This window comes from Sphingomonas faeni, assembly GCF_030817315.1.
GTDB classification, from domain to species: domain Bacteria; phylum Pseudomonadota; class Alphaproteobacteria; order Sphingomonadales; family Sphingomonadaceae; genus Sphingomonas; species Sphingomonas faeni_C.
In genome coordinates this window covers 2,770,769-2,784,197 of the sequence record NZ_JAUSZF010000001.1, presented here as the reverse complement: position 1 = coordinate 2,784,197, position 13,429 = coordinate 2,770,769, and the positions used below count along the sequence as shown (strand labels likewise).

The window sequence follows — 13,429 nt, the reverse complement described above, 5'->3', positions numbered from 1 at the left end:
ATGAGGGGAAGTGGGTCTTCGGGACCGTGCCGGGAGTCTCACTGCCCCTTTCCCTTCCGTCGCCTACGGCTCCTCCCTCCCTCTCCCCGGAGGGGCCAGGGACGTTAAGCCAGCGCTCGGTAGGTGGCCTTGAGCGAGACCTTGTCGATCTTCTCAGTTCCGAGCCTCGGCAGCGGGGCGTCCGAAATCCAGATTCCGCTGCGGCACCTTGAACGCGGCGATGTGCTGGTGGAGGAACGCGCTCAGGTCGTCCGATGTCAGCACCTCGCCGTCCTGCGGCACGACCACCGCACCGGGGACTTCGCCGAAGCGCTCGTCCGCAAGGCCGAACACCGCGGCCTCTGCGACTGCCGGATGCTCGTACAGCGCTGCCTCGACCTCCTGGCACGAGATGTTCTCGCCGCCGCGGATGATGATGTCCTTCTTGCGGTCGACGATGAACAGATAGCCGTCTTCGTCGAGATAGCCGATGTCGCCGGTCCGGAAATAGCCGTCCGACGTGAATGCGGCGGCGGTCGCGTCGGGGCGGTTCCAATATTCCTTGAAGTTGCAGATCGAGCGGATGCAGACCTCGCCGCGCTGGCCCTGGTCGACCGGGTGCCCGGCATCGTCGAGGATCGCGAGGTCGACCAACGGCGCGCCGGGGCGGCCGGCGGAATTGGGCTTGGCGAGGTAGTTGCTGCGCCAGTTGCCGGTGCCGACCGCGTTGGTTTCGGTCAGGCCGTAGCCGATCAGCGGTGCGCCCCCCTTGCCATCCGGACCGGCCATCTCCTCGTCGATGCGGCGGACGTGATCGACCGGGCGCGGGGCGCCACCCGCGGCGAAATCGGTGACGGTCGACAGGTCGTATTTGGCGCGGTCCGGATGGTTGAGGATCTCGAAGCTCATCAAGGGCACGCCGACGAAATACGTGACGCCCTCCGCCTGGATCAGCCGCATCGCCTCGCCCACATCCCATTTCGGCATCAGCACCAGCTTGCGGCCCATCGCGAAGCTCTGGAGGAATACGGGGACTTCGCCGGTGATGTGGAACAGCGGGATCGTCAGCAGCGTGACCGGCTGGCCGACCGGGGGATTGCCCTGCGCGGTGGCGATTCCGAGCATCATCATCGCCTGGCCGAGATAATTGAAGATGCCCTGCACGACGGCGCGATGTTCGGACAGCGCCCCCTTCGACTGGCCGGTCGAACCGCTGGTGAACAGGATCGTCGCGTGATCCTCGGGCCCGAGCAGAGGCAGCTCGGCGGTGTGGTCGTCTTTTGCCAACAGCTCCGCGAGCGCTTCTGCAAGCGGTCGCGAATCGTCGATTTCGACGACCGGCGCGGCTAGGCCGGCGATCTGCGCGAGCCGTTTCACGCGCGGCAGATCGGCGAACACGAGAGCGCAATCGACCTCGCCGATCGCCGTTTCCAGCTCCTCCGCCTGCCACCAGCCGTTGAGCAGAGTCGCGACGCCGCCGGCCATGACGATGCCCATGTAGAGGACGATCCACGACGGCGAATTGCGCATCGCGATGCCGACCCGATCGCCTTTCGCTGTGCCGTAACTGTTGACGAGCGCGCGCGCGGTGCTCTCGGCGGCGGCGTAGACCTCGCCGAACGTCAGCCGCTCGTCGCCCGATACCAGGAAGACGGCGTCGCGGTGCTCTTTGGCGTAGTGTGCGAAATAATAGCTGAGTGCGGGCGGCGCGGCGGCGATCGTCGGCAGCTTCACCCCGAACCGCTCGACAGAACCGAGCGCCAGCATGCCGTCGGGCGCGGTCAGCGCGGCCATCGTCGAATCCATAGCTAGGTCCAGCTCGGTCCGCATATCGCTCTCCTACTTGGTCTTATCGTTATCGCTCTTTATGCAGGGGCGAACGCGTGGGGAAAAGCCTTTGATCCTGTCGACCATCACCGCCGCTGCGGGCGCCGCAGCGCCTGCCGTCGGCAGTCACATCCGTTTCGAGGATCTGGGGCTCCACCCCGACGTCTTCTCGATCGGCTTCTTCACGCTGCGCTGGTACAGCCTTGCCTATATCGGCGGGATTCTGCTCGGCTGGTGGTATCTGCTGAAGCTGCTCGCACAGCCCGGCGCACCGATGGCGCGGCGGCATGCCGACGACCTGGTGTTCTACGCGACGCTCGGCATCATCCTCGGCGGGCGGCTCGGTTACGTGATCTTCTACGCGCCCGAAATGTTCCTGCATCCGCTGCGGATATTCAGGCTCTGGGACGGCGGCATGTCGTTCCACGGCGGGGTGATCGGCACGTCGATCGGGCTGATCCTGTTTGCGCGGAAGCATCAGCTCAACTGGTTGCGCGTGCACGATTATATCGCGTGCTGCGTACCCTTCGGGCTGTTCTTCGGGCGGCTGGCGAACTTCGTCAACGGCGAGCTGTGGGGCAAGCCGACCGACGTCGCCTGGGGGATCATCTTCGAGCGCACCGTGCCGTTCGGGATGGTCGAGCCGGCGCGGCATCCGAGCCAGCTGTACGAGGCGGGGCTGGAGGGCATAGTCCTGTTCGCGCTGCTCTGGTTCGCGTTCTGGAAGACCAAGGCGCGCTATGATCCGGGCAAGCTCGTCGGACTGTTCGTGCTGGGATACGGCCTCGCCCGGTTCACGGCGGAGTTCTTCCGCGAGCCCGATTCGCAGTTGCGGGCCTTTGCCGAGTCTACCGGGCTGCACATGGGGCAGTGGCTGTGCGTGCCGATGATTCTCGGCGGCGCGTATCTGGTCGCGACGTCGGCCAAGCGGCGGGTGCGAGTCGAGTCGATCGCGGGTACGCAGAGCGTCGCCTAGCTCCCCTTCCGCTTGCGGGAGGGGTTGGGGGAGGGCATGGCCGCAAACGTCATGGCCAAAGATAATCCAGCCCCTCCCCTAACCCCTCCCGCAAGCGGAAGGGGAATCGATACCGCCCTCCCGGAACGCCTCGCCCGAGCGATCGCGCTCGCAGGTCCGATCCCCGTCGCGCAGTACATGGCGGCCGCTAACGCGCACTACTATGCGACCCGCGATCCGCTGGGGGCGGGGGGCGATTTCACCACTGCGCCTGAGATCAGCCAGATGTTCGGCGAACTTGTAGGGCTGTGGTGTGCCGATCTTTGCAACCGCGCTGGCCGCCCAGATGTGGCTTGGGTTGAGCTCGGCCCCGGTCGAGGAACGCTTGCCGCCGATGCTACGCGCGCGATGGCAAAGGCTGGGCTTCAACCGCCCGTACATTTCGTCGAAACCAGCCCAGCGCTGCGCGCGGCTCAGGCCGAGCGCGTGCCCGCCGCCATCTGGCACGACGCGATCGACACGCTGCCGACCGATCGGCCGCTGATCGTCGTCGCCAACGAGTTCTTCGACGCGCTGCCGATCCGGCAGCTCGTCAAGCGCGAGCAATGGCACGAACGGCTCGTCGCCGCGCAGGACCTGCTGTTCCTGCCGATCGCGGGCAAGCCGCTGCCCGATGCGGTGATCCCCGAACCGTTTCGCGAGGCTCCCGCCGGTTCGATCCTGGAAACCTCGCCTGCGGCCGTCACGATCATCCGCGGCCTTGCCAAGCGGATCGCGGCGCAGGGCGGTGCGCTGATTGCGGTCGACTATGGCTATGAGGGGCCCGCGATTGGCGACACGTTGCAGGCCGTGCGCGGGCATGCGTTCGCCAATCCGTTCGAGGCGCCCGGCGAGCACGACCTCACCGCGCATGTCGACTTCACCACGCTTGCCGCCGCTGCGCAGACAGAGGGCGCGGTCGCGTGGGGGCCGGTGACGCAACGCGATTTGCTCGGTGCGCTCGGGATCGATTCGCGGACGTCGGCGCTGGCAAAGGCATCGCCCGATCGCGCCGAGGCGCTCGGGGCGGATCGGAGCAGACTGATGGACGACATGGGAACGCTCTTCAAAGCACTTGCGATCACGGCGCCGTCCTGGCCGACCCCGGCGGCGTTTGCAGGGTGGGGTGCATGATCGCCTATCGCAACGCCATCCCGGCGGACGGACCCGAGCTCGCCGCGATGGCGAAGCGGTCGTTCACCGACACCTTCGGCACGCTATATCGGCCCGAAGACCTTGCCGTGTTTCTCGACCAGACGTTCGGTGAAAAGGGGCTTCCGGCGCAGCTGTCCGATCCTGCTTTCACGGTGCGCGTTGCGGTGGACGAGGCGGGTGAGATCGTCGGGTTTGCGAAGATCGGAACTGTTGCGTTTCCCGGCGACTGGCCCGCAACCGCGATCGAACTCCATCAGCTCTATGTGCGCGGCGACCAGCATGGCGCGGGTGTTGGTCCGGCGTTGATGGACTGGGCGATCGACGTCGCGCGGGCGGACGGGCGAACGGAGATGATCCTAAGCGTGTATGTGGACAACCACCGGGCGCACCGGTTCTACCAGCGCTACGGGTTCGTCGAGATCGGGCGGTATGTGTTCATGGTTGGCGAGCAGCCGGATGATGACCGGATCATGCGGCTCGTATTGTGATGGTCAGTAGTGCATGGGAATGGGACGACATTGGACAGACTACCCCACCCCGGCGGAGGCCGGGGCCCAGCTGGAAAGGTCGTAGTAACAGCTTGCTGTCCGTCGTCAGCAACGTCTCCCAACTGGGCCCCGGCCTCCGCCGGGGTGGGGGGGCATGTTTGATGTTGGGTGATATAAAATGAACATCGACGTGATCCGCGCAAAGTCCCTGGGCGACATTCCGCACGGCTTTCTTGGCCGGCGTGGGGGCGTGTCGACGGGGGCGTATGCGAGCCTTAACGTCGGTATCGGATCCGACGACGACCCCGCCAGCATCGCCGAGAACCGCCGACGCGCGACCGAAGCTGTCCTCCCAGGCGCGAAACTCGTCGGTCTCTATCAGGTCCATTCCGCCGACGCGGTCACTGTCACCGAGCCGCTCGACGACGCGCTTCGTCCGCACGCTGACGCGCTGGTCACCAACCGCCCGGGCCTAGCGCTCGGCATCCTCACCGCTGATTGCGCGCCGGTGCTGTTCGCCGACGCCCAAGCCGGCGTCGTCGCCGCCGCGCATGCCGGTTGGAAAGGCGCGCTCGGCGGCGTCACCGATGCGACGATCCTCGCGATGGAAGCGATCGGCGCGCACCGCGACCGGATCGTCGCCGCAGTCGGGCCGTGCATCGCGCGCGCCAGCTACGAGGTCGACGACGGCTTCATCCGCCGGTTCTGCGAGGCGGACCCGGAGAACGAGCGCTTCTTTGCGGATGGCCGTGCCGACCATTACCAGTTCGATCTCGAAGCCTATGTCGTCAGCCGTCTCGCGATCGCCGGGATCGGCCGGATCGAAGCGCTCGGGCTCGACACCTATACCGATGAGGACCGCTTCTTCAGCTACCGGCGGGCGACCCATCGCGGCGAGCCCTCCTATGGGCGCCAGATCAGCATTATCGGGCTGTAACGGGGGCCTGTAACGGGTCCCAAATCCTGCATGGCTCGTTTAGACCCTGCACATCGGCCCGCGCCAGACGGGCCACGCAGGAGCATATGATGTCCGATACCCCAAACAATGCGAACGAAACCGAAGCCGACCTGACCGGCGTCGCCGCACGTGTTGCGCCCAAGCCCGAGGTCGAGAAGATCGGCGGGCGCAAGCTGAAGCCGTCGACGCTGATGATGGGCCACGGTTACGACCCGGCGCTGTCGGAAGGCTCGCTCAAGCCGCCGATCTTTCTCACCTCGACGTTCGTGTTCCCCAACGCGGCGGCGGGCAAGCGTCATTTCGAAGGCGTCACCGGCAAGCGTCCGGGCGGCGCGGAGGGACTCGTCTATTCGCGCTTCAATGGGCCGAACCAGGAGATCCTGGAGGATCGCCTCGGCGTTTGGGAAGAGGCGGAGGACGCGCTCGCTTTCTCGTCGGGAATGTCGGCGATCGCGACGTTGTTCCTCGCGATGGTCAAGCCGGGCGACACGATCGTCCATTCGGGGCCGCTATATGCGGCGACCGAGACGCTGATCGGCCGCGTGCTCGGTAAGTTCGGCGTGAAGTGGCTCGACTTCCCCGCCGGTGCGACGCGCGAGGAAATCGACGCGGTAATGACCGAGGCGGCAACCGGCAACGTCGCGCTCATCTATCTGGAAAGCCCTGCGAACCCGACCAACGCGCTGGTTGACGTCGAGGCAGTCGCCGCCAGCCGTGACGCGATCTTCAAGGGTGAGAAGCCCCCGATCGCGATCGACAACACCTTCCTGGGACCGCTGTGGTTCCAGCCTCTCAAGCACGGCGCGGATATCGTCGTGTACTCGCTGACGAAATATGTCGGCGGGCATTCGGATCTCGTCGCTGGCGGCGTGCTCGGTACGAAGGAGCATATCAACACGATCCGGACGATGCGCAACACGATCGGGACGATCACCGATCCGAATACCGCGTGGATGTTGCTGCGATCGTTGGAGACTTTGGAACTGCGGATGAGCCGCGCGGGCGAGAATGCCGCGAAGGTCTGCGGCTTCCTGCGGCATCATCCGAAGGTCGAGCGCGTCGCCTATCTCGGCTTTCTCGAGGACGAGCCCGGCATGGAGCGTCAGGCGGACATCTATCGCCGTCATTGCACCGGGGGTGGTTCGACCTTCTCGCTGTACCTCAAGGGCGGCGAGCGCGAGAGCTTCGCGTTCCTCGATGCCTTGATGATCGCCAAGCTGGCGGTGTCGCTTGGCGGGACGGAGACGTTGGCGAGCCATCCGGCGGGGATGACGCATCTGTCGGTGCCGGATGCGCGCAAGCAGGCGCTGGGGATTACGGATAACCTCGTCCGTATCTCGATCGGGGTGGAGGATCCGGACGATCTGATCGCCGATTTCGAGCAGGCGCTGGAGACGATCTGAGTATTGTTCTCCCTCGAACGCGGGAGTTCAGGGTTACGATCGTTGCACCTTTAACCCTGGGCTCCTGCTTTCGCAGGAGAACGGCTAGCTCTCGCAACGGCAAGTCGGTAGCGTCCAAGAATGCCGATTTTCACCCCTATCCCGCAGCACGAGTTCGTCGCCGCGATCCACATCCTCGCCGCCAAGCTGGTCGAGGATACCGAGTGGAAACCCGATTACATCATCGGGATTGGTCGTGGCGGTCTCGTGCCGGCGGTGTTCCTGAGCCACGCGATCGGTTTGCCGACGCTGTCGGTCGATTATTCCAGCCAGGTGAAGGACTTTGCCGACGAGCCGCTGGTGAAGCTGGCCGCGCGCACGCGCAATGGCGAGCGGCTGTTGTTTCTCGACGATATCAACGATTCGGGGCGGACGATCACGCATTTGCGTGGGGCGCTGGCTGCGGCGGGGGCGGTCGAGGGGGCGGTGCGGTTTGCTATGCTGATCGACAATGTCAGCTCGGCGGAGCGGATCGACTATAGTGCGCGAGTGATCGACCGGACGGTGACGAAGGACTGGTTCGTGTTTCCTTGGGAGGCGGTCGCGCCGGCGGCGGCGATTGCCGAGGATGCGGCGGAGGTGCCTGAGCGGATCGCCTGACTGAGCTTCTCCCCTCCCTGGAAGGGAGGGGCCGGGGGTGGGTTGGCCAGCTTTGGTCGCAACCGTGCCGTGATACGGAAACCGACCCACCCCCCAACCCCTCCCTTCCAGGGAGGGGAGCAATAAACGAACAAAGGGCCGGCTTCCGAACGGGAAGCCGGCCCTCGCCCTCGATACGCTACGCGAGGGAACTGGGAAACTGGTGTGGCCCGGGCCGACGGGGCGCGACGTCGGCGAAGCCGTCGTCGGTCGGGTCAGGCTGGGCCTGCCCGCCGTCCGTGCCGGCCGGTGCTCGGCCGCTTTGCGGCGAGCACCGGCCCGTTGCCGGGCTTAGCGCCGGCAATACCGCGGGTTATCCGACTTATCGATCGCGTTGCCGGCGAGGCCACCACCGGCAGCGCCGAGGACTGCACCTAGCGTGCGATCACCGCGACCCGCGATGGTGTGTCCGAGAAGGCCACCGGCCAACGCGCCGACGATCGTGCCACCGGTATTGTCGCACCCGCGACGGTTGCGGTTGTTGTAATTATAGCGGCGATCGTTTCCGCGATACTGGCGATAGCCGCGGTCGTCGCCGCGATAGCCGCCACCTTGATAGCCATCATAGCCACGCTCGTAGCGCGAGCCATAACGCTGCGCATCGGCGGCGGCGGGAACGAGGGCGGTCGCACCCAATGCGAGGGCACTGGCGGCGAGGGTAAAAGTCTTGAACATCGTGCGTCTCCCGTTGGGGATTTCGGCGGCGGCGTCTGCCGTGCTTCCATCCTCGATGAGACGCTTATGGGTGATTCGCATTGAGCCGAGCCTGAATGCCTCCGTTATCCGCTGTTCATGCTTCCGCGGATCGGCGGACACCCTATGAGGACGCGATGCGGCGCCTGATCACTGTCCTGTTCGTCGCCGTGAGCGTCTGTGCGGTCGTGCCGACCTGGTCGGGCGAGGCGCGGCTCGACCTGCTTGGCAAGCGCGCGCAGCTGACTGCGACGCGTGTGATGCTCGATCGCACCAACCCGCGACGCGTGCGCGTCGGTGGCCTCACCTACCTGGGCGGCGTGGCGCTCGCCAGTCGCGATCGGGCGTTCGGGGGATTTTCGTCACTCGATGTCGCCCCGACCGCGACCGGTAATCGCTTCACGATGCTGAGTGACGGCGGCAACATCGTCCAGTTCGACATGGGTGCCGACTGGCTCCCGCATCGTGTCGCGTTCAAGAACCTGCCCGCGGGCCCCGGCATCGGCTGGGAGAAACGCGACCGCGACAGCGAATCGATGGTGATTGATGGGGTAACGGGAAAGATCTGGGTCGGGTTCGAGGATGCCAACTCGATCTGGCGCTACGCTTCGGGCTTTGCGCGGTACGAGTCGCGGGTGGCGCCCGAGGCGATGCGGAAATGGCCTACCAATGGCGGTCCCGAGTCGATGGCGCGACTGCCTGATGGACGGTTCGTCGTCATCAGCGAGGAGGCGCATGTCCGGGGGCCGGACTGGTCCGGGTCGGAGGCGGCGCGGTTGCATACGCGGCAGGCGCTGATCTTTGCGCGCGATCCGACCGGGGCGGCGGTGCCGCAGCGATTCGCATACGAACCCCATGGTCGGTACGATCCGTCGGGCGTCACCGCGTTGCCGAACGGCGATTTGCTTGTGCTCGATCGCGGTTTCCGGCTGCCGTTCACGTTTTCGGCACGGATATCGCGGGTGGCAGCGGAGGACGTTGCGGCGGGGCGAATCGCTCGTGGCCGTCTGATCGCTACGATCGATGCGCCGCTGATCCACGACAATTTCGAGGGGATCGACACGACGGTCGAGAACGGCAAGACGATCGTGTGGATCGTGTCGGACGACAACCAGATGTTTCTCCAGCGGACATTGCTGCTGAAGTTCCGGCTGGACCGCTGAATGCACAAACGCCGACGGCCCGCCCTGCGAGGTGCAGGGCGGGCCGCGGTGATCGTCTTGCCCGCCGCTATGAAGCGGCGACCTTCAATCGTCGCTGTTAGGCGGCGACTGCCGACGATGCGATCTTCTTGACGACTTCGCGCTTCAGGCGGCGAACGCGGAGCGACAGCTTGTCGTCCGAGGTCTTCACCAGCCAGTTGTCGAGGCCGCCGTTATGCTCGACGGTGCGCAGGCCATGCGTCGAGACGCGCAGCTTGACGCCCTTCTCGAGCGAATCGGAAAGCAGCGTGACGTTCTGCAGGTTCGGCAGGAACGTGCGCTTGGTCTTGTTGTTGGCGTGGGAGACGTTGTTCCCGACCATCCGGCCCTTGCCGGTCAGTTCGCAGATGCGCGACATGTGATTACCTATTCAAGTGTCGGGAGGAACCCCGGAAAGGCGCGCGGATAGCTGGCGCGCCGGCTTTCGTCAACCGATTGCGCGCAAAACGTGTCTTGCAACCGGCGTCGTTCGCGGACGTTGTTACGCTATCGAACTGTTCAAGAAAAGGGGATGTTCTAATGCGTACGCTCTTGTCGCTGCTCGCAATCGTCGTGCTGGTCGTGGTCGGCCTGATGTATTTCGGGATCATCAACATCGACCAGACCCGCCCGGGAATGGTCCAGACGCCGAAGTTCCAGGCCGACGTTGGCAAGGTCACCCTGGGTACCGAGAACAAGAGCGTGGCGGTGCCGACGATCAACGTCGAGAAGCCGGGTAACAGCCAGGCCCCGAACTGAGCTTTACGGAAGGGGGCAGCGCGGGCAGGGCTTGAGGCCATGTTCCCTATTCCCGAACCCATGCGCCGCGCGCTCGACGCGGCCCGCGATGCGGCGCTGGCCGGGGAAGTCCCGGTTGGCGCCGTCGTCGTGAAGGATGGCATCGTTATCGCTGTGGGTGCCAATGCGCCGCGGGCGTTGTCCGACCCGACTGCGCATGCAGAGATCCAGGCGATTCGTGCCGCCGCTAGCGCGCTCGGGAGCGATCGGCTTGAAGGGTGCGATCTTTGGGTAACGCTGGAGCCCTGCGCGATGTGCGCCGGTGCGATCGCTCATGCGCGTATCGCGCGGCTTTATTATGGGGCACCCGATGCGAAGGGCGGTGCGGTCGAGCATGGGCCACGCTTTTTTGGCCAGCCGACATGCCATCACCGGCCTGAGGTTTACGCGGGAATTGCCGAGACCGAGGCGGCGATGATCTTGCGGCAGTTCTTTGTGAATCGTCGGTAGGTCACCTCGGTCGCGCTCGGCCCCACGCCCCTTTCCCGTTCGCCCTGAGCGAAGTCGAAGGGTGTGCCCCAAGTGAAGGTGCTTCGACTTCGCTCAGCACGAACGGGAAAGGGGCATGGCTTTCCGATCTCCCCCGGAGCGTTACCCCTCGAGACTCTTAGACGCCTGTTCGAACAAATCCTTCGATAGCCCCGGCGTCCGCACGATCCGTTCCAGTTCCGCACGCATCAAGTCGGCACGCGCCGCGTCGAACCGGCGCCAGCGGCCCAGCGGCGGCAGGAGCTTCGCCGCAGTCTGCGGGTTCAACCGATCGAGTGCGATAAGCTGGTCCGCCAGGAACCGATACCCGCTCCCGTCGGCATTGTTGAACGCTCGCTGGTTGGCGCCGAACGCGCCGATCAGCGAGCGGGCGCGGTTGGGGTTGGTCAGGGTGAAGTCGGCATGCTCGGCGAGCGCGGCAACGACCGCACCGGTATCGTCGCGCGACGACTGCGCCTGCCCCTGGAACCATTTGTCGAGCACCAGGGGGTTGTCGCAATATTGGCTGTAGAAGATGTCGAGCGCGGTGGTGCGAATCTCGGACTCGCTGCTCACCAGCGTCGTCAGCGCGCCCATCCGATCGGTCATGTTGTCCGCCGAATCGAACTGGGCGAAGGCCAAATCTGGCGCATCGTCCGCGCCGCTCGCCGCGATATAGCCGAGTGCTACCGTCCGCAGTCGGCGCAGGCCCTTGTCCTCGGGCGTGTAGGCATAGGGCTGACCTTCACCACGTGCGTACGCCTGCCGCCACTGCGTCTCCAGTCGCGTGCCGAGATCGCGGCGCAATGCCTCGCGGGCGCGGAAGATCGCTTCGGGGTCGACGATCTTCATCTGGTCGCCGATGAAACTCTCCGAAGGGAGCAGCACCGCCTCCGCTACGAACGCCAGATCAAGGTCGGTGTTGGCGAGCGTGTTCGCGACCGCGGCGATCACGCTCTCGTGATCCGCGCGCCCCTCTACCGACGCTACCAGCGTATCGAGCATCAGTTGCTGCATCGCCTCGTAGCGCGCGAACGGATCGTCGTCGTGCGCGCTCAAGAAGGCGAGATCGGCGGCGGTGCGGTCGGTCTCGACCACCACGGGGGCAGAGAAACCGCGGTTGATCGACAGGACTGCGCGTTCGGCAAGGCCTTCGAACTCGATCGTGTCGAGTGTGTCGTCGAACAGGACGAGGCGTTCGTCGGCCAGAGCCGTGCCCGACTCCGCGCCGAACAGCTTCACACGCAACGGTAGCACCATCGGCGACTTCACCGGCTGGCCGGGAGTGGCGGGCACCTGCTGCGCGAGCCGCAACGTTGCGCGGTCGCCATCCTGCAAAAGGCTGGCGGATACGCGCGGCGTGCCGGCCTGCGTATACCAGAGGCGGAACTGGGTAAGGTCGACGTTACCGCCTTCCTCCATCGACGTGACGAAATCCTCGCAGGTCGCCGCGGTGCCGTCGTAGCGATCGAAATACAGGTCGGTGCCCGCGCGGAAGCCCTGCGGGCCTAGGATCGCGGCCATCATCCGGATCAGTTCGGCGCCCTTGTTGTAGATCGTGGCGGTGTAGAAGTTGGAGATCTCCTGGTAGGATTCAGGCCGCACGGGGTGCGCGAGCGGGCCGGAATCCTCGGGGAATTGCGACGCGCGCAAGCCGCGGACGTCCTCGATGCGCTTGACCGCGCGCGAACCCTGGTCGGCGGAGAAGCCCTGGTCGCGGTAGACGGTGAAGCCTTCCTTCAACGACAGTTGGAACCAGTCGCGGCAGGTGATCCGGTTGCCCGACCAATTATGGAAATATTCGTGCGCGACGACCGCGGCGATCGCGTCATAGTCGTAATCGGTCGCGGTATCCGGGTCGGCGAGGATGTAGCGCGAGTTGAAGATGTTGAGGCCCTTGTTCTCCATCGCGCCGAAGTTGAAATCGTCGACCGCGACGATGTTGAACACGTCGAGGTCGTATTCGCGGCCATAGGTCGTCTCGTCCCACGCCATCGCGAGCTCGAGCGCCTTGAGCGCGTGGTCGGTCTTGGGCAGGTCGGCCTCGCGCACCCATATCCCGAGCGAGACCTCGCGCCCTGACATCGTCGTGAAGCTGCTGCGGTTCACGGTGAGATTGCCGGCGACCAGCGCGAAAAGGTAGGAAGGTTTGGGGAAGGGGTCGTGCCACGTCGCCCAATGGCGGCCGTCGTCAAGATCGCCTTGTTGGACTGGATCGCCGTTCGCAAGCAGCACGGGGAAGTGCTTCTTGTCCGCCGTCATACGGACCGAATAAACGCTGAGCACGTCGGGGCGATCGGGGAAATAGGTGATCCGGCGGAAGCCTTCCGCCTCGCATTGCGTGCAGAGATTACCGCCCGACGCGTAGAGTCCCATCAGTTGCGTGTTGCGATCGGGTGCAATCTCGACCTGCGTCTCGACGACGTGCGCGGTGCCGGCGAGCGGGATGACGAGCTGTTCGCCGTCGATCCGCCAGTCGTTGATCGCCACGCCGTCGACCGTGACCGAGAGCGGCTTTTGTCCTGCGCCGTCGAGCCGCAGTGGTGCGGCGTGATTGCCGTTGCGCGTCACCGACAGCGTTGCCGTTACGCGCGTGGTGAAGGGATCGAGGTCGAAATCCAGCTTTGTCTCGGGGACCAGCCATTCGGGCGGGGTATAATCCTCGCGGTGAATGACGAGCGGGTGGGCGAGACTGTTCTGGATGTCGAGCATATGCTGGCGAATATAGGGCGGCGGCCGCCTATCGCCAGCCAAAGCTTGCGCGGGTGACGGTGGATGCTACGCCGCTGCAACACGTTCCCTTTGCA

Annotated in this window: 12 protein-coding genes and 1 pseudogene; 9 read left to right on the top strand and 4 right to left on the bottom strand. The window is 65.2% G+C overall.

Annotated features, from left to right (window positions below):
- Positions 1–104: 104 nt before the first annotated feature.
- Positions 105–1,809: pseudogene (locus QFZ54_RS12925) on the bottom strand (class I adenylate-forming enzyme family protein).
- A gap of 37 nt (positions 1,810–1,846) precedes the next feature.
- Here QFZ54_RS12925 and lgt point away from each other — a divergent pair.
- From lgt to QFZ54_RS12895, 6 genes are all read left to right on the top strand, one after another.
- A complete protein-coding gene (gene lgt, locus QFZ54_RS12920) occupies positions 1,847–2,782 on the top strand; it encodes a prolipoprotein diacylglyceryl transferase (RefSeq protein ID WP_373458523.1) in 936 nt (311 codons plus the stop codon).
- A gap of 51 nt (positions 2,783–2,833) precedes the next feature.
- Complete coding sequence (locus tag QFZ54_RS12915) at positions 2,834–3,934, top strand: class I SAM-dependent methyltransferase (protein ID WP_307089441.1); 1,101 nt, start codon at positions 2,834–2,836, stop codon at positions 3,932–3,934.
- Positions 3,931–4,443 (top strand): GNAT family N-acetyltransferase, encoded by a 513-nt coding sequence (locus QFZ54_RS12910; protein WP_307087676.1) that lies wholly within the window; start codon positions 3,931–3,933, stop codon positions 4,441–4,443. Before QFZ54_RS12915 ends, QFZ54_RS12910 begins: the two co-directional genes overlap by 4 nt.
- A gap of 178 nt (positions 4,444–4,621) precedes the next feature.
- On the top strand, positions 4,622–5,380 hold the full coding sequence (pgeF, locus tag QFZ54_RS12905) for a peptidoglycan editing factor PgeF (RefSeq protein ID WP_307087674.1): 759 nt from the start codon (positions 4,622–4,624) through the stop codon (positions 5,378–5,380).
- A gap of 89 nt (positions 5,381–5,469) precedes the next feature.
- Positions 5,470–6,804, top strand: a complete 1,335-nt coding sequence (locus QFZ54_RS12900) for a cystathionine gamma-synthase family protein (RefSeq protein WP_307087672.1) — start codon at positions 5,470–5,472, stop codon at positions 6,802–6,804.
- A 120-nt stretch (positions 6,805–6,924) separates the two neighbouring features.
- Complete coding sequence (locus tag QFZ54_RS12895; RefSeq protein ID WP_307087671.1) at positions 6,925–7,443, top strand: phosphoribosyltransferase; 519 nt, start codon at positions 6,925–6,927, stop codon at positions 7,441–7,443.
- A gap of 330 nt (positions 7,444–7,773) precedes the next feature.
- Here QFZ54_RS12895 and QFZ54_RS12890 read toward each other — a convergent pair whose 3' ends face one another.
- On the bottom strand, positions 7,774–8,157 hold the full coding sequence (locus QFZ54_RS12890) for a glycine zipper 2TM domain-containing protein (protein ID WP_307087669.1): 384 nt from the start codon (positions 8,155–8,157) through the stop codon (positions 7,774–7,776).
- 155 nt (positions 8,158–8,312) lie between these two features.
- Between QFZ54_RS12890 and QFZ54_RS12885 the strand changes: the two genes are divergently transcribed.
- Positions 8,313–9,338, top strand: coding sequence for an esterase-like activity of phytase family protein (locus tag QFZ54_RS12885; protein WP_307087667.1), 1,026 nt, complete (start codon positions 8,313–8,315; stop codon positions 9,336–9,338).
- A gap of 97 nt (positions 9,339–9,435) precedes the next feature.
- On the opposite strand, the gene rpmB is transcribed toward QFZ54_RS12885, so the two are convergent.
- Positions 9,436–9,735: a 50S ribosomal protein L28 gene (rpmB, locus tag QFZ54_RS12880; RefSeq protein WP_093398383.1), complete on the bottom strand. Its 300-nt coding sequence runs from the start codon at positions 9,733–9,735 to the stop codon at positions 9,436–9,438.
- A 161-nt stretch (positions 9,736–9,896) separates the two neighbouring features.
- Here rpmB and QFZ54_RS12875 point away from each other — a divergent pair, with 161 nt between their 5' ends.
- The gene (locus QFZ54_RS12875) at positions 9,897–10,115 is read left to right on the top strand and encodes a hypothetical protein (protein ID WP_307087665.1); all 219 of its coding nucleotides are present in this window, start codon (positions 9,897–9,899) and stop codon (positions 10,113–10,115) included.
- A gap of 60 nt (positions 10,116–10,175) precedes the next feature.
- A complete protein-coding gene (locus QFZ54_RS12870; RefSeq protein WP_307087663.1) occupies positions 10,176–10,604 on the top strand; it encodes a nucleoside deaminase in 429 nt (142 codons plus the stop codon).
- Positions 10,605–10,745: 141 nt separating this feature from the next.
- On the opposite strand, the gene pepN is transcribed toward QFZ54_RS12870, so the two are convergent.
- On the bottom strand, positions 10,746–13,334 hold the full coding sequence (gene pepN / locus QFZ54_RS12865; RefSeq protein WP_307087662.1) for an aminopeptidase N: 2,589 nt from the start codon (positions 13,332–13,334) through the stop codon (positions 10,746–10,748).
- Between the last annotated feature and the right edge of the window lie 95 nt (positions 13,335–13,429).